The organism is Niabella terrae (assembly GCF_054783135.1).
In genome coordinates, this window is record NZ_BAAGRD010000031.1 from 1 (window position 1) to 16367 (window position 16367).

The window sequence follows — 16367 nt, forward strand, 5'->3', positions numbered from 1 at the left end:
ATGGTAACTTCTACCCGTATCTGTGGCATGATACTCGGCACTTACATCAAAATCGTTTACAAATCGCCTTATTGCCGGTTGGCAGCCAGGAGTGCAAGGGTTAAGTTGACCAACCATTTTAAGATGATCACCTGCCTGAACCATATCCATTGCGTCATTTGTCAAAAACTTACGTTCCGTATGAGTTAACAATGCCTCCTGCTGATTTAGTCTGCCACTGCCAGGACTACCACTTTGATAGATATCATTAAAAATACTTTCGCCATTTCTAATAATTTCACCTGATAATCCATGATGAAGCGCAAAAACATCCACAAACCAATTAACATTGATAACAAAGCCATAAAAATTAGGCAAACCACCATTTAGCCCAATAGGATCCTGACTGATATAATTCCCGCTTTCAGGGTCATAATACCTAAACCGGTTATATGCCAGCCCGGTCTCTGCATCCAGATACTGTCCCTGATAAAGATAGGGAATAAAATCCTCCGTGCCTGTCTGACTGAGGGTCGCTCCATAGATGTCTAACTCCCGCTCCCAAACCATCTTACCCTCCTGATCATATGCATGGGTGGGGGTACCTAAATAATCGGTAATGATACTGTGATGACTGCCAGACTGCAAACGGGCACAGGGCACAAAACTATCCGGTTCGAACACCCAGGTTATGGGGTCTTCCACCATCTCTTTTTCGGTCTTGATACCGACAGCATCCACAGATTGACGAGGCGGATAAGTGCCCTCATAGCTCCATTCATGTAAGGGTATATTGCCGTCCCAGATCCAGCGGGTCACACGGCCGGTATTCACTTCAGTTGCCGGGTCAGTGTTTTTAGGTCGGTCCAGCAGGATCTTGGCGGTACGACGACCCAGGGGATCATAGTAAAATTCTAACTGCCGGCCTGTCGGGGTAGTGACTTTTTGCAGCATGCCGCCCGCCGACCACTCATAAATCCAGCCTGTACCACTACGTTTGAAATCCAGACCCCGGGTCCGGGCAAAATCCGTATGAACTACCGCACCAGGGTTGTCATTGCTTTTAAACTCCTTGAAGACGATGTTGCCTTCCGGATCATAATGATAAGCATAACGGTCATCTTCCTGTAAACGACCTCCCTTACTGTATTTGCGGTCCTTCTTCTGCTTCGTCTTAAAAAGGTTACCGATTTTATCGGGTATTTTGTAAACGGTCGCAGCGGAACCTTTCTCACTATAACTGGCACTGACCAGATTGTCAAAAGGATCGTATTCAAAATCCACTTGAGCGCTGCTGAGCTCATTCACAATGCGTTGCAGTTTATTACCCCGACCCCATTCATAGCGGGTGCGCCTTTGCTCGATATTACCCGCCCCAATGGTTCTTCGGGTAACACGACCTGACTGATCCCGCTCTGTCTGTACACTTACACCACCACTCAACTGCCGGTGTAGTTCAAGACCGGTATCATCCCGGTGAAACATTGCCTTCCAGCCAGATTGCCCCTGCTTCGGCAGATCACTTGGAGCAGTCGACGCGCCGGTTAGTCCCGCCAGACGCGCTTCCAGTTCCCGGAGCTTTATTTCCACAGGAGAAACTTCCGCCGCTGCTTGCGAACCCGCCTGCGCTGCTGACATCTCGGTAAGCATGCCCCAGTCATTGTAGCTCATTTCAATAGAGGTCCCCAAGCTGCTGCCGGTACGGATGCAATTACCATCCGGGTCATACTGTTTGCTTACTTCGTACCCATCCTGTACTTCTTTAATAACCCGCCCTGCTTTATCACGCAGCAGCCGGATATGGCTGTTCTCATTGATGGCTTCGGTCAGCTGGCTGTCGGGATTGTATTTATAAGCCGCCATACTGCCATCGCTGTGCTCTTCCTTTACGATATTTCCCAGACCATCATAATTGTAGCGGGTCCACTGCCGCGCTGGCCGCAATAACTCAACGACCCTTCCGACGCTGTCACGCTGGTAGCGCCGGTTCAATCCGTCAAAACCCCATTCACTGACCACATTGCCCAGCGCATCCAGCCCGAACTTATACACTTCTCCGCCTTCATTGACGATACTGCGGAGTTGTAACTCGGTATCATAATTAAAGCTGACCCGCCGGTTGTTCTGTTTGCGGGCACGCAATATCCCCAGCGGACCGTACTCAAACTGTACCAGATGACTGAAATCCCGGGCTTCTGTCAAATTGCCGGCGCTATCATATTCAAAACGATGCAGGTTTCCGTCCGGTTCTTCCAGGGTTAGGAGTTGTCCTGATTCATTGTAGGTATACCGGCTGATATTTCCTCTGGGGTCCTTATGAAAAACCAGATTCCCCAATTCGTCATAATCCCAGACTTCCTCCAGCCCATTAGGGTAACGTAGTAGCGTCAGCTCCTGCTGTTTATTATAAAAAAACTCCAGGCTCCGTTCCTTGTCATCGGTAAGCCGTGCGAGTTGATTGCCTTCATAGCTGTAACGAACGGTGTTGCCCGAAATCCCTGTACGGCTGAGAAGCCGGTTCAGTTCATCATATTCCCAGCTCACCGATCTGCCACCGGGACTGCTGGCATGAATCAGGTTCAGCCGGTCATCATAATGGTAACTGGAAGCTTCTTCATTCTCGTTGATCAGCCGGATCAGTTTTCCGTAACCATTATACCGGTATTGCACCGAACCGCCTTCCGGATTCACGACGAGTTCCAGGTCCTGGAATTCGTTATAGGATTGACGGGTAATGCCACCGTTGGCATCAATAATTTTAAAGATCAGCTTGCGATGGTCATAGTGGTATTCAGTATTATGCCCCAGGCTGTTGCGGGTAATAGTGACACCACTGCCGTCTTCCTCCTGCCGGTATTCGGTCCAATACTCCAGCACTCCGCCATCCCCCCAGGTATGGATACAACGGGCCTCGTCGCCCTTGCCTTCGTATTCCCAATAAAAACTATGGTTATTCTGATTGGTAAGCTTTATCAGGAGATGTCCATCATATTCAAATGACTTTTCAGCGCCTGTCTGGTCCCGGGTAGCTGTCATATTGCCTAAGGCATCATAGCTATAACTGATCAGCTCCACCCTTCGGTTGTCGGCAATTAGATACAGGCGCTGCACCCGGCCCCGCTCATCCGTTTGCACACGTATGATACGATCAGCGCTGTCAGTTATCTGATTCAGGTGCCCGCGATAATCGTATCGGAACCGCAGCCGCGAACCCATCGGATGGGTAATGGAAGCCAATAATGCATAACCTGCCCTGTCTTGTTCGGGGGCAAATCGATAGATCAGTTTCTTGTCATCGGTCAAATAATATCCTTCCTTGTCCCTTTCAAAAAACAACGCTTCTATCCGGTGATAAAAAACCTCCCCTACCGAAAGATAAGGCAGGGCGGCTTCCCGGCCATCAGCCAGCCGCAGGTTAAACCCATTTCCCTGATCCCGCAATCCCAGATTATAACTGTGGTGCCAGTTAAAGCCCAGTGGCGTTTCCACTTCGGCATCACTATAATAGGTTCTTTCCCAGACCAGCGGAATCGGGCCTGGTAATTCAAAATCCACATTGGTATGGATGACCCGGCCGGTAGCCGCATCCACCGGTTCTCCGAAGTTCTTACATTTTATGGGTTGCAGGGCTTTGGCGAGCTTGGGGTTATCTGGTGCAATATCATCAATTTTTTTCTGGAACTTACTGCCCAGATCATCCAGCTTTTTAATTTTCACTTTTTTGAGCAGCGCCTTCAGGCCCAGTTTCAGAAACAGCTGGAATAAATCAATCGTGGGCGGACCGCCAACCATAACAGGAGGGCCACTGCTCAGGATGGCCAGCAACAGGGAGGTCGGCAACATCAGATCCAATACCGGCCGCGGCGTTTTATTCATCCTTGGCAGACTGGGAAAACCTACCAGATTACAAGAAATATTGGGATGGAACTGGGTAGAAAATGGTCCCCCGTCCGCCAGCACGGTACTACTACCCATCCACATTTCGGAAGAAGAAGTGGGCACTGCCAGTGGCAGTAAATGCAGGAACATGGCCGGCAGGTGCATTACCGGTGTCCCGGCATTATTGATCCAGCGACCATGAACTTTAACGGAAGGTTTCAGGGCATTGACAATCGCAGTAGCGACACTCAAAACAGTTACCGGCGCCTCCTCTCCTTCCGGTGGTTCCGGTACCGCCGGCAGGGCATTGGCAATAGCATTCATAATGGCGCCAAAAATATCAAAGACCATCCCCACATGTGGCACCGGAAAAACGGGACAGGGCGGCATGATAGTTTGTTCAAAATCGATTCCGATGGCCAGATCAAAATACTTGCCGGCCGGCATACCAGGCATCGCCGGCAAAATACTGGCCAGGCCGGCCTGTAACTCATCCAGCGTCCCTTTGGCCTCGCCAAAAAGTTCTCCAAAACCCTTACTTGGTGCTGATCCTGCTGCTGCCATATTGCATCAATTAGCGTTGTAAAATTTACTCAAAAAAAACTGCGGTCCACTACCCCTTAGCCTGTCCCCCTAACCTAACTGTTAAAAGGAATGGGCGGAACCAGCCGACTGCGGGGTTTCACCGTACTCTTCTCCATTTCTGTTCCGCTGATCAGCTCCTTCCAATCCGGTCCCACCCAGACTTCCAGCTGATCTTCCAGTGCCTGAAGTTCATCTTTGGGCTTCAGCTTCTCACCCAGAAAGACGGCCAGATGGGCGGCATGCAGAAAAGTGGATTGCCGGATGACGTCCTGGCCCAGTTGGGCCCCTGCCACCATGGCCAGCAACGATTTCTCAAATGCCGGTTGCTGGCGGCCCCGCAGGTAATACAGATGCCCCGCAATCCGGTGGCCCTCCATCACAAAGAATACATCCCCGTAGGTCAATGCTTTGGCGGCCAGCTGATCATAGATACCAATGGCTGCTTCCCATTTTCTTTTGGCGGAGAACAGGGCCCCCTTAAGCATCATACAGGATTTCCAGCAATGATAGCCACTGGGATCACCCTGGTCCATCACCTGTTCTGCCTGCTGAATGGCCTGATCCGCATAGCGCTCACTCTTTTCGTGGTCCTTGATATTATAATGCACCTGGGCGGCCACCAGCAGTGAGGAAATCAAGGTCGAAGGATTGCCGGTCTGGCGGGCCAGCTCCAGCATTTTCTTTACTTCCCGGTCGGACAGGTCGCGGTCTTTCTTGATGATGGTGTCCATAACCACCCGAATCTGTTTGGTCAGCCGGGCTTCCGGACTGACGGTATCGGAACTGCCGCCACCCTTGTCCATTTCATTGTTAATGGCCGCCATAATTTCCAACTGCGGCTGTAATTCCACCACGAGCTCGGGCCGATTGACAAAGACTTTTCTGCCGGCTGCATGATCGATGGTCACCAGTCGGATTCCGGCAGGAATGGGTTTCTTCAATTTCTGGTTCAGCCATTCTCCCAGTCGGAACTGGTGGGCTTTAGCAGTTGGGAAATACAAACAGAACCGGCTGGTCTCAAAACCAGCTAGCTGAGTTTTGAGACGTAACATTTCGGCAACCAATCCCTCAAATCCGGATTGCATATCAAAACGCGGTTCAAAATCTCGGGCTAGTATACCATCATTGCGAAGCGCCAGCAGAATATCCTGCTCTTTGGGGAAGGGCTGGGTAAACCAGGACTGATACTCCGCCCAGAGCGCGGCTTCAAATTTCTCGGGGTCGCCCTGGTAGGCTGTATCAAAACGAAAGAAAATATCATCTTCAAATACGCCAATGGCCAGTCTTTCGGTTTCGATAAACTTATCAATAATATCTATCTCCTGGTACTGGGCCACCCAAATGGCCAGCCGCCACTGCTTTCGGTCGGCAACTTCGGCCCAGGCCTCCCTTATTTTATAAAATTCATGGGCGATGGAAGGATTGATCTGACTCATAGGTTTTAAGCATTAAGTTTAACCAACGCACCCGTTACACTGACATTGCCTGCGGAATTCATATCAACTTTTCCACCACTGATGGTCGTCGTTACCGAACCGGTAGCGCCGAGGTCCTTGGAAAGTAAGTCGAGTTTATCGACACCACCTACGGTTGTTTTCTTGGAGCCCAGCGAGGCAGTGACTTTACCGGCAGCACTTAAATCAAGATCGGCGAGTATGGCCATATTCTGTTTGGCCCAGGTACTGATATTTTCATCAGCCACCGTTTCCATATTCTTACATTTTATCAAAATCGTACCGTCCTGCTTCAGGGTGATGGAACTTTCCCCGCAGGTCAGCACAATGGTTTCTGAACTCTGGCCGGTAATATTACCGGCACCATCCAGGTTCAGCATATTGCCACCCATATCCTGCATCAGCATACTGCCGGCGGCATCATCGAGCACCATCTTACTACCGCTCCGACTCTGGAGAGCCTTAACATCATTCCCTGAATTCCCAAAGGCATTATTGGCCTGGCCGTGATACACCGCGCCGATGACATAGGGTTTCGTGGCGCTGTCCCCTTCAAATCCGATTACTACTTCCTCGCCAACTTCCGGGATAAAATACATCCCTTTGCCGCCGCCCGCATGCGGTGTTGTTACCCGGATCCAAGGTGTTTTCTCCGCCCCCTGCATCCAGTGAAATTTCACCCGGATCCGCCCCAGGCCGTTGAAGTCATTGTTATCGGTTACGATGGCGCTTTGGGTTTCACAATTGGGCTCTGCCGGTGACTCGATGGGCGGCACTTTGATGGAAGCGGGTACCGCCGTGAACTCATTGTCATAATTCCCCATAGCATCCACAAAATGATTGATTTCCGTTACCAGGTATTCGCCATATCCTTCTGACTGGGCACTGAATACATTATTGCCGGCCACATCGATCCGGTTACCGATCCGCACACCCGGATGGCCACTTTTACCATTAAAGCGGACCATACGGCTGCCCTGCAGGGCACTGCGCATATTGGCAATATCATCCTGCTGTTTTTTATTCGAAAGGAACTGATTGTTCCAGAGGGTGGGCTGGGCCATATAGACCTGCTGACCGAGGTCCATAACTTTTTTTCCCAGCGGATTCAGGCCTGCCTTGTCTTCCACACCGGAAGGTTTGCTGGTATATACCTGACTGTTCATATAGTCCCATCCCATCATCTGGGTGCCTACCGGCCGGGCCTGTAAAGACATATTAAAACTGCTGAGCTCACGACCGTACACCAACGATACCGTTTTTTCGTCCTGTGGCTGGCCTACGATCAGGTGCTGGCCGTCCCAGAACAACCATTCTCCATAAGTACCGGCCAGTCTTTGCAGGAACTGCCAGGCTGTTTCTTTGTACTGCACTGTATACGCCAGGGTTTCACCGTAGAGCGGTTGGATTTTCGGTTGCAGCAGGTTTTGCGGAAAAATACTTACCACATCATTGGCAATATTTTTCACGGCTTTCTTTTCCCAGCTCTGGCAATGCGGACCGCTTTCCATCATGATGGTGGGTGAATAGCCGGTAATCACCAGGTTACCATGATGGCCGCTGAAACGAGCGGTCTCAATTCCGGTTACCAGCCCCTGAAAACTCATGGTACCCTCCAGACCTTCCCCCGTAATTCGGGCGCCGAAAGTAGCTCCAATCATTTCCTTGGACGAAGAAAATATACCGGATTGGCCGTCAATGGCATCTGCCGGACAGACCAGTGAAAAATGATGGTGTTGAAAAATTGATTGAGAGAGGGAAAAATGTGTATAGACGGCTATAGGGTTACCGTTAATGCTAAAAGAGGCATTGGTTAATTGCGCCATAAATAAAGGTTTTGTCGATTATGGTTAATATGTCCGGAACTACTGCAGTTCCCTATTGTCTTCAGGTCAGCCGCTGTAAATCCGGGCTTTCCAATACAATTATCGATCCAATATCAGTACCCTGACCCTTTGCTGTTTCTAACGCTGCGGGTACATGGCCGGGGTTTCATCCACTTCTTCGACGGATCTGTCCCGGCCTGATCTGACCATTATACCGGCCAGTTCTTTTTCAGTGATGATTCATTGAGTTTAATTTCCTTGGCGCTCAATTTCAGGGTCGTGCGCATCGGAAACTCCCCTTCGTATGTATATTCTTCTATATAATCAATACAATGGGCATTGGAAAACTTCAGTGTTTTCAACTGGCTGTTGGTATCCCTCCGAAAAAAAGTAATGGAACCATTCTTGGTCTGGGTCGCACTAATCATCCAGTCAAACAAATCCGTACTGCCATTACTTTCCACGGTGACGTCAATCAGACCTCCGTGGGGAATAGAAGTCGGCCGGGCAGTGGCATCCACTTCCTGGGATATCTGATAACGGCAATGAATGACGTTGACCTGCTGACCATCCAGTTCCAGCTTTGCTATAAAAGACATAAGGTTCGATTTAAATGTTTACATTATTTGCGGATAATCCATTTATCACAAAGGATTATTTTCTTTTCATAATTTTTGTCAGTAACCAGGTCCAGGCATTTTTTCAGTCTCAGATCGGCGCCCTGCATGCCCGGTTCGACTCCGGAAGCCAGGTATTGCTGCACAAATTTCTTAATGGCCGCATAGGCTTTTTCCCGATGCGAGCCTGCCTCAAAATAAGCCGCCTGACTGTAAGCAGCCAGACTGTCTGCTTTCGTAGCGGGTAGCGCCAAATGGATACTATAAGCGATCCCCCATTTCTTAAGATTGGCGCGGGCCGCAGCCACCTCATCAGATTGCGCCTGAATACAGGCGCAAAACCCGAGGACCAGCAACAGCAGTCCGGTTCTTCTTATTGCAGTGACCATAGCTCTATTTTGTCTGTTCGGACGCCAGGTTGTTCATGTTCAAAATAACAATGGTTGTCCTCACATTTGTTTTGCAAATTGCCTGAATTCGTTGCGGAAAACAGCGTACAATGACCCGATGCATCTCCCCAGCCGGATACCCGAAATACAATAATGCCTTTCAGACCATTCATAGCTGCCAGGTAATCGGTAAAGACTTCCACTGCCGCATGATTCTTTCTCCGCCGCTGAATGCTGCCATTATTGGTCTTGCTGAATGTATAATCCGGTTTTGAAAAATGCTCGTTAATAAATTGTATAATTTCCCTTACCCTAAAAATATAAGGCTTTTTATCTGCACCCCTTTGCATATAGTAGCCGCTGCTGGCAACAATGGGTACGCCGCCGTAATTAAAAGCACGGGACAGGCGAAGTGCACAGGCATTCGCATAAGCAACAGGGTTCTCCTGATACAGCTTATAGACGGTTCCTCCGATAAGTTTGTAGACTTCGGCGGCCGGCAGGTTGGGATAATGCGATTTCAACACTTCATATGTGGGTCGCGGCATGGAAATCTTTTTTAAAAAAAACTTTACCAAAATAACCCAACTCTGCAAGACAAAGCCGGGTTATTTAATGGTTATATCGTTGACCGGAAACGGCAGAAGTCCACCGGTCCACAGGGTAGAAATTTCGGACTATACAGCCCACTCATTAATATGCGTAGCGTTCCCCATTGTGATTTCTTTGGCACTGATGGTAAAAGTCTCGGTGATAGGGTTTTCACCTCCAGCGTTGAAATTTTCGCGGTACTCCACCAGGTAGCCTTCCTTGAAAGTCAATTCTTTCATAGTGGCATCGGAATCCCTTTTGGAGAAGACAATCTTACCATCTTTTCTTTCGAAATTATTACACATCCATTCGAAGAATCCGGTTTCTCCGGTAGATTCAACGGTCAGGTGTATTTTGCCGGCACGGGTAATGGAGGAAGGACGACCCGTGGGATCCGTTTCCTGTTTCATGGCATAAGAGCAGTCCAGAACGTTGACTTCAACGCCACCTGCGCTAAACTTTGCTTTAAAAGACATAACTGTACATTTTAGATTAAGAAATAAGTATAAAAACTATAAATAAAAAAAACTTACTGCATACTTATCCCTACAACAATGCAACAGCCTGCCAGGAGTACTTCCATAGTTTACATAGATTAAGTATGTGTTTTAAATGTCTATTAGCCTCAACCCGAGTGCAGCCGGCACCCTTTTATTTTCCTTCCTGTTCGTAGGAAGAAGCCCAGTCGATTCCATCGGGATCATCCCCCTTATGCCCGTCCAGCTTAATCAAAAAAGTCTTAGCCGGGAAATAAGGCTTCAGATGGATATCGAGAAACACACGGTCTTTCTGCTGGGGGTCCTGTTCAAAACGCTTAATGGTGAAATTCTCAATCAGTTTACTAGGTCCGGTAATACTGTCCAGAAATTTCACGATCTGACCATTGAGTTCCTTTCTGGTATTTGCATTAAAGTTTTCAAAGGCACGACGATTCAGGAAGTCCATTAAAACTTTAGTCACATAGTCAAATACCCTTACGACTGAATAGGTTTGCAGACCAATATTATCTCCGTTAAATAAGGTTTTGGCAGAAAACGCCATTACCTTTCCATATTCTTTTGCCATGGGGATCAGGCCCAGTTTCTCCAGACTGGCGATTTCACTTTTCTTCAGGTCAAATCGCACGCCATCCACTTCGTTCATGCTGCCGTATTTCTTTCCGGCCGTCACCTGGGACATTAATGTATAGTAAATCTTACCGCCCAGAGAGGAAGAAGGCGGCACATAAAGATGTTCCTCTTCGCCGACCGCATCATCCTTTCCCCTGCCGACCAGCCAGTTGCAGGCCATCACCATATTCGAACGATAGGGATCGCCACCGGTGAGGTTGGCTGCCTCGAACAATTCCATTACATCATCGGGTGTATCCAGGTTCTCGAAATCGGTAACCAGCATCACCTTATTATCATTGGCGATCTTCGCCCATTTCTCCACAACTTTATTGGAGCCCAGGTAGCCGGGAAGAATCAGGATACTGTAATTGTTGCGCAGGTCCAGTCGGTCATAATTGTTGACCAGCTCGGATTGGATATAATCTATGAAGCGGGTATTGTCCAGATCCTTTAACTGGTCCGGATCCGCATTGATAAAGGAAACGTTTTTAATTTTCTGACTTTCAGTATTCTTGAAGAACAGGGCAACCGAACGGTAGGATCTTTCCAGGTCCTGGGTACGATCCAGTGCTTTTTTCAGATTGGCTTTCAGCGTGCGATCCGCAGCTTCAGAACGCGCTGTGCTGCTGTTGATCATTTCCGTCAAATCCTCACTGCTGCTCAGGATGTCCAGCCAGAGGTTCAGGGATTTCTTCAATTCAGCCCTTTCAGCTTTCCTGCCTGCCTCTTCCAGAAATATTTTTTTCCTGGCCTTTCGTTCAGGATTCAGGTTCTGTACATTCTCAATGGCCGATTCCAACAGATCGTAGCCTCCGAGTTTGGCGAGTCCCTGCAGGTGATCATCCAGGGACTTCAGTTTTCCCTGCTGCGGCTGTTTAAAATCCTGCTGCTGCAGTTGCTCTTCGTTTTGTGGCTGATTTTGCGCTGTTGCCATATAAAAATAAAAAGTTTATGCAAGTGTAGTGTTAGATCTAATTATTTGGAACCGTCCAGTTCCTCGACCAGGGCTTTCAATGCCGCAATCAGGTTTTCCTTGGTCTCTGCAGTCGCCAATGCCTGTTTGAGGAGTTTGTTGGTTTTTAACTGCTTGATAATTTTCTGATACTGGGCCCTTTTCATATCCAGATCACTCAGGTACTCACTCTGTGCGGTAATGCCTTTGGATCCGAAATTTTCCAGTCCGCGGAAATCCAGGGTTTCCCGTCTGCTGCCTCCGTCTTCATCTTCAAACTCCATCTCTACAGAAGGTGCATAATGATTAAAGACCGCGCCCAGATCAGTCAGGCCATGTACAATATCAGGTTTTACCGGAGGAAGATCGGTGAGTTTTTCAGCGATAAGTGTTCGGTTTAGCGGTATATCGGCAAAGGCTTCAAATGCATCATTCTTGACTTCGGTGCCCCCGATTCCATAAGGTTCTAATGGCATATTAAATAATTTTTATAGGTCCTGATACTCTCGATTCATAGATGCAAATCGAAAGTTTTATCTCTGTTTGCTTTATGAGTCGCAGACAAATATATATTTTTCTCCAACCCTGCCAAATCAAATATAGATTAATTTTTTGATTTTTCGGTTATTTAAAGCCCCGTAATTGACCCGGATCATGTATATCAAAATATTGATTACAAATGGATAGCTGTATGAGGTTTTAAAATTTCGGAATGAGCAGCGCCGGAATTCAGGCCCTTCTATTACAATAGAACAGGAACAAAACAGCGAACAGTCCCCTTATGACCTGTCGTTTATTTTTCGAATTCAAAAATTTAGTCTACTCATTTCCAGTTGTTTGAATCCAGCGCGCTACTAAAAGTAAAAAGGGTGTCTTCTTTGTTAAAGACACCCCTCCGAAGCCAGTCCGAATATCCGGACCGGGCTTGTTGTTTTATGCTTGATTACCGATGCCGGTACTACAACAGATCGAATCTGTCCAGATGCATCACTTTTGTCCAGGCAGCTGCAAAGTCAGCGATAAATTTATCAGCCCCGTCAGCACTGGCATAGACTTCAGCAACGGCCCTTAACTCTGCATTGGAACCGAATACCAGGTCCGCCCTGGTGGCTTTCCATTTCAGCGCTCCTGTTTTGCGGTCCCTGCCTTCAAACAGTTCCCGGTCGGCCGACGCTGCTTTCCAGGCAGTATTCATATCCAGCAGGTTAACGAAAAAGTCATTGGTTAACTGGCCGGGTCGCGTGGTGAGGATGCCGTTTTCGGAACCGTCATAGTTCGCATTGATGGCACGGAGCCCTCCGATCAGTACCGTAAGCTCCGGCGCTGTCAGGGTCAGCTGCTGGGCTGTATCGATAAGATAAGCCTCAGTAGAAACGGAAGAAGGTCCTTTCCGGTAGTTGCGGAAACCATCAGCCTTAGGTTCGAGGTACGCGAAGGATGCTATATCTGTTTGCTCCTGACTGGCATCTGTACGACCGGCACTGAAAGGCAGTTCCAGTGGATGGCCCGCAGCAGCGGCAGCCTGTTCAATGGCCAGATTACCACCCAGTACGATCAGATCAGCCAGGGATATCTTTTTGCCATCACTGGCAGCGGCGTTAAAGGCCGCTTGAATTTTTTCCAATTGCGCCAGGGTTTCGGTCACCAGGGGGGTATTGTTGACGGGCCAGTATTTCTGTGGTGCCAGTCGCAGGCGGGCTCCATTGGCGCCACCCCGCTTATCACCACCACGGAAAGTGGCCGCTGAAGCCCAGGCCGTGGTCAGTAATTGGGAAAGGCTCAGGCCGCTGGCCTTGATATTATCTTTAAGCTGCTGCAGATCTTTCTGATCTACCTGCTTATAATCTGCTTCGGGAATAGGATCCTGCCAGATCATGATTTCTTCCGGCACTTCGGCACCCAGGTAACGGGAACGTGGCCCCAGATCCCTGTGGGTCAATTTGAACCAGGCGCGTGCAAAAGCGTCAGCAAAAGCGTCGGCGTCTTCCAGAAATTTACGTGAAATCTTCTCATAGGCCGGATCCAACCGCAGGGAAAGGTCGGTTGTGAGCATCGTCGGCAGCTGTTTTTTATTGGGATCAAAGGCATCGGGAATAATCGGTTCCGCATTTTTTGCGACCCATTGGTGGGCGCCTGCGGGACTCTTGGTCAGTTCCCATTCATGACCGAACAGGATCTCAAAAAAGCTGTTGCTCCATTGGGTAGGCGTTGCAGACCAGGTCACTTCCAGTCCACTGGTAATGGTATCTGCACCCTTACCGCTACCAAAACTGTTTGCCCATCCCAGCCCCTGTGCTTCGATACCGGCGGCTTCAGGTTCCCGGTCCAGATGATCTGAAGGTGCTGCGCCATGGGTCTTTCCAAAACTATGACCGCCAGCGATCAGGGCTACGGTTTCCTCATCGTCCATGGCCATACGGGCAAAGGTCTCACGGATATCCCTGGCTGCGGCAATTGGATCCGGGTTACCATTGGGTCCTTCCGGATTTACATAAATCAACCCCATATGCGAGGCGGCCAGTGGCGCTTCCAGGCTTTGTGCCCTTTTGGATCCATCGGGATCCTCATCCGAAACGACCACACCGTGGTCGGCAGTAACGCCTTCTTTACCTCCGGATGCGTAACGCTCTTCATTACCCATCCACTTGGATTCTGATCCCCAGTATACATCCTCATTGGGTTCCCAGGCATCTACCCGTCCTCCGGCAAAACCAAAGGTTTTGAAACCCATGGATTCCAGGGCAACATTCCCGGTCAATATTAACAGGTCCGCCCAGGAGATCTTGCGGCCATATTTTTGTTTAATCGGCCATAACAGGCGACGGGCCTTGTCCAGACTTACGTTATCCGGCCAGCTGTTCAGCGGCGAAAAACGCTGCTGTCCCTGACCGGCGCCCCCGCGACCATCGTGTACCCGATAGGTACCGGCGCTGTGCCAGGCCATCCGGATGAACAATCCGCCATAATGACCAAAGTCCGCAGGCCACCAGTCCTGGGAATCCGTCATCAGTGCTGTCAGGTCCTTCTTAACGGCTTCCAGATCCAGACTTTGAAATTCCTTCGCATAGTCGAAATCCGCTTCCATCGGATTAGACAAACTGGAATGCTGGCGCAACAGGCTCACCCGGAGCTGTCCCGGCCACCAATCAGCGTTACGGGTACCACCACCAGCAACATTGGATTTCATTTTACCATTATGAAATGGACATTGGCTGATATCTTTTTGGTCTTCTTTTGACATAAAAAAAATTTTGATTGATACAATTTTCAAGAACAGAACAAACCTAACAAATTTCGGAATATAAATATAATCGATATTTTTGATGATTTAATAGAAGTAAACTATAATGACCCTACAACAACTGGAGTATATTCTGGCAGTACACCAGCACCGGAATTTTATGAAAGCAGCGCAGGCATGCTTCGTAACACAGCCTACCCTGAGCATGCAGATTCAGAAACTCGAAACGGAAATCGGATTTAAAATATTCGACAGAAGCAAACAGCCGGTTATACCGACCACCCGGGGCAGCGGCATCCTGGAACATGCCCGCAGTGTGGTAGCGGCCTCCCGCGAATTATCCCAGTTTGCCGATGAACAAAAAGGCCGGACCCGGGGCCACCTGCGTATTGGCATCATCCCCACCCTGGCCCCCTATCTGTTGCCCCTGTTTATATCTTCCTTTATCAGGAAATACCCTGAAGTCCATTTATCGGTACAGGAACTCACGACGGATATCATCGTAAAGTTGCTGAAAGAAGGCCGGATCGATGCCGGCATTCTGGTCACGCCCTTACATGAGAACGGTATCAATGAACAATTATTATTCTATGAACAACTCCTGGTATACATCTCCCGCAAAAACAATCTGTTTAATAAAGAATATGTCCTGGCAAGGGATATAGATGTTTCCAAACTCTGGCTCCTGGAGGAAGGGCATTGTTTCCGCTCCCAGATTATCTCGCTCTGCGAACTGCAGAAGAAAAACCGGGAAGTCACGAATTTTGAATACGAAGCCGGTAGTATTGAGACCCTGAAAAGAATGGTGGACATCAATGAAGGCATCACGATCGTACCTGAACTGGCGGCCGTTCAAATGACAAAAGCAGAAAAATTATTGCTCCGGAATTTTAAAAAACCGGTACCGGTACGGGAAGTCAGTCTGGTGACCCACCGGAGTTTTCTAAAGAAAAAACTAGTGGACACCCTGAAAGCGGAAATCATGCAGGCCGTCCCCGAGTCCCTGAAAAAAAATGGTGCCCGCAATATCATTGCAGTCGACTGAAGTCAGGTTTCCTCCTTTCCTCATTATTTCAGATCAAGGTATCGGATCAATGGCCCGGAGAAAAAGGACTTAGTTGAAAAAGTCTTTCTGAGTGCTGCTAGTGATTGAATGGATACGACCTCCTGTAGCTGATGGATTTCCAGGGTGGCAGCCGAAGTCGGGTGCTTAAAAAGCTGTCGCAGTAACAGCGACATATTCAGACTGCCGCCGGCAGGCAATTCATAAACATAGTGATCGGGCGTCAGCTTACGTGGGACCAGTAATTCAGGGAAGGACCCGGCAGCGCCGATGCTTCTTCGCAAAGCTACAATATGCCGGGTCATCCGAACCTCCGACCCCTCCGGTAAGCTGAGGCTGTCCGGACGAAGGGCATCCGTAGAACCGGTCGCAGCCATGATATGTACCAGGACCGGTTCCCCTGACAGGTTCCTTATCAGGTACAGTTCCATCCTGCTACAACCGCTGGATCCGCAGGCGATCAATAATAGCAGTACATATAGTATGCAGGGGTATTTCATCATGTAATGTGAACTACCCATTGGCTAAAGACCAATGGGCTTCGGACTTCAACGCCCTGAGCTTCTTTTCAGAAGTCTTATTTAAGGCTCTGCCCGTGTAATCGGAGAGTTCCGCCCCGATGATTCTTATTCCTTCTTCAAGGATATTTTTACTTGCATTGAAGTCCCTGTCCAAAATA

At 48.8% G+C, this 16367-nt stretch carries 12 protein-coding genes; 1 reads left to right on the top strand and 11 read right to left on the bottom strand.

Going from position 1 to position 16367, the window contains the following annotated elements; genetic code table 11:
* The 10 genes from ACYVI9_RS15305 to katG all read right to left on the bottom strand — a co-directional run.
* Nucleotides 1–4422, bottom strand: a 4422-nt coding sequence (locus tag ACYVI9_RS15305) for a DUF6531 domain-containing protein (RefSeq protein ID WP_460766094.1), incomplete at its 3' end; no start/stop codon positions are given.
* 74 nt (nt 4423–4496) lie between these two features.
* Nucleotides 4497–5879 carry a hypothetical protein gene (locus ACYVI9_RS15310; RefSeq protein WP_460766097.1) on the bottom strand — a complete coding sequence of 461 codons (1383 nt, stop codon included), beginning with the start codon at nt 5877–5879 and terminating at the stop codon, nt 4497–4499.
* A gap of 5 nt (nt 5880–5884) precedes the next feature.
* Nucleotides 5885–7723, bottom strand: a complete 1839-nt coding sequence (locus ACYVI9_RS15315) for a type VI secretion system Vgr family protein (RefSeq protein ID WP_460766099.1) — start codon at nt 7721–7723, stop codon at nt 5885–5887.
* A gap of 209 nt (nt 7724–7932) precedes the next feature.
* Entirely contained in the window at nt 7933–8322 is a 390-nt protein-coding gene (tssD, locus tag ACYVI9_RS15320; RefSeq protein WP_460766102.1) for a type VI secretion system tube protein TssD, read from the bottom strand.
* A 23-nt stretch (nt 8323–8345) separates the two neighbouring features.
* Nucleotides 8346–8729, bottom strand: coding sequence for a hypothetical protein (locus ACYVI9_RS15325; protein WP_460766105.1), 384 nt, complete (start codon nt 8727–8729; stop codon nt 8346–8348).
* Entirely contained in the window at nt 8714–9277 is a 564-nt protein-coding gene (locus tag ACYVI9_RS15330) for a T6SS effector amidase Tae4 family protein (protein WP_460766108.1), read from the bottom strand. Before ACYVI9_RS15330 ends, ACYVI9_RS15325 begins: the two co-directional genes overlap by 16 nt.
* A gap of 129 nt (nt 9278–9406) precedes the next feature.
* On the bottom strand, nt 9407–9796 hold the full coding sequence (gene tssD, locus ACYVI9_RS15335) for a type VI secretion system tube protein TssD (protein ID WP_460766110.1): 390 nt from the start codon (nt 9794–9796) through the stop codon (nt 9407–9409).
* A 175-nt stretch (nt 9797–9971) separates the two neighbouring features.
* Complete coding sequence (locus ACYVI9_RS15340) at nt 9972–11366, bottom strand: DUF5458 family protein (RefSeq protein WP_460766113.1); 1395 nt, start codon at nt 11364–11366, stop codon at nt 9972–9974.
* Between the two features lie 41 nt (nt 11367–11407).
* Complete coding sequence (locus ACYVI9_RS15345) at nt 11408–11860, bottom strand: hypothetical protein (protein WP_460766115.1); 453 nt, start codon at nt 11858–11860, stop codon at nt 11408–11410.
* A 482-nt stretch (nt 11861–12342) separates the two neighbouring features.
* Entirely contained in the window at nt 12343–14625 is a 2283-nt protein-coding gene (gene katG / locus ACYVI9_RS15350) for a catalase/peroxidase HPI (RefSeq protein ID WP_460766118.1), read from the bottom strand.
* A gap of 106 nt (nt 14626–14731) precedes the next feature.
* On the opposite strand from katG, the gene ACYVI9_RS15355 reads away from it, so the two are divergent.
* Entirely contained in the window at nt 14732–15670 is a 939-nt protein-coding gene (locus ACYVI9_RS15355) for a LysR substrate-binding domain-containing protein (RefSeq protein WP_460766121.1), read from the top strand.
* A 23-nt stretch (nt 15671–15693) separates the two neighbouring features.
* On the opposite strand, the gene ACYVI9_RS15360 is transcribed toward ACYVI9_RS15355, so the two are convergent.
* Entirely contained in the window at nt 15694–16191 is a 498-nt protein-coding gene (locus ACYVI9_RS15360; RefSeq protein ID WP_460766124.1) for a hypothetical protein, read from the bottom strand.
* Nucleotides 16192–16367 lie beyond the last annotated feature (176 nt).

Coding starts and splice junctions, on each gene's coding strand:
- tssD (WP_460766110.1), bottom strand. CDS start 9,796: ATGTCTTTTAAAGCAAAGTTTAGCGCAGGTGGCGTTGAAGTCAACGTT.
- ACYVI9_RS15325 (WP_460766105.1), bottom strand. CDS start 8,729: ATGGTCACTGCAATAAGAAGAACCGGACTGCTGTTGCTGGTCCTCGGG.
- ACYVI9_RS15330 (WP_460766108.1), bottom strand. CDS start 9,277: ATGCCGCGACCCACATATGAAGTGTTGAAATCGCATTATCCCAACCTG.
- katG (WP_460766118.1), bottom strand. CDS start 14,625: ATGTCAAAAGAAGACCAAAAAGATATCAGCCAATGTCCATTTCATAAT.
- tssD (WP_460766102.1), bottom strand. CDS start 8,322: ATGTCTTTTATAGCAAAGCTGGAACTGGATGGTCAGCAGGTCAACGTC.
- ACYVI9_RS15315 (WP_460766099.1), bottom strand. CDS start 7,723: ATGGCGCAATTAACCAATGCCTCTTTTAGCATTAACGGTAACCCTATA.
- ACYVI9_RS15310 (WP_460766097.1), bottom strand. CDS start 5,879: ATGAGTCAGATCAATCCTTCCATCGCCCATGAATTTTATAAAATAAGG.
- ACYVI9_RS15355 (WP_460766121.1), top strand. CDS start 14,732: ATGACCCTACAACAACTGGAGTATATTCTGGCAGTACACCAGCACCGG.
- ACYVI9_RS15340 (WP_460766113.1), bottom strand. CDS start 11,366: ATGGCAACAGCGCAAAATCAGCCACAAAACGAAGAGCAACTGCAGCAG.
- ACYVI9_RS15345 (WP_460766115.1), bottom strand. CDS start 11,860: ATGCCATTAGAACCTTATGGAATCGGGGGCACCGAAGTCAAGAATGAT.
- ACYVI9_RS15360 (WP_460766124.1), bottom strand. CDS start 16,191: ATGATGAAATACCCCTGCATACTATATGTACTGCTATTATTGATCGCC.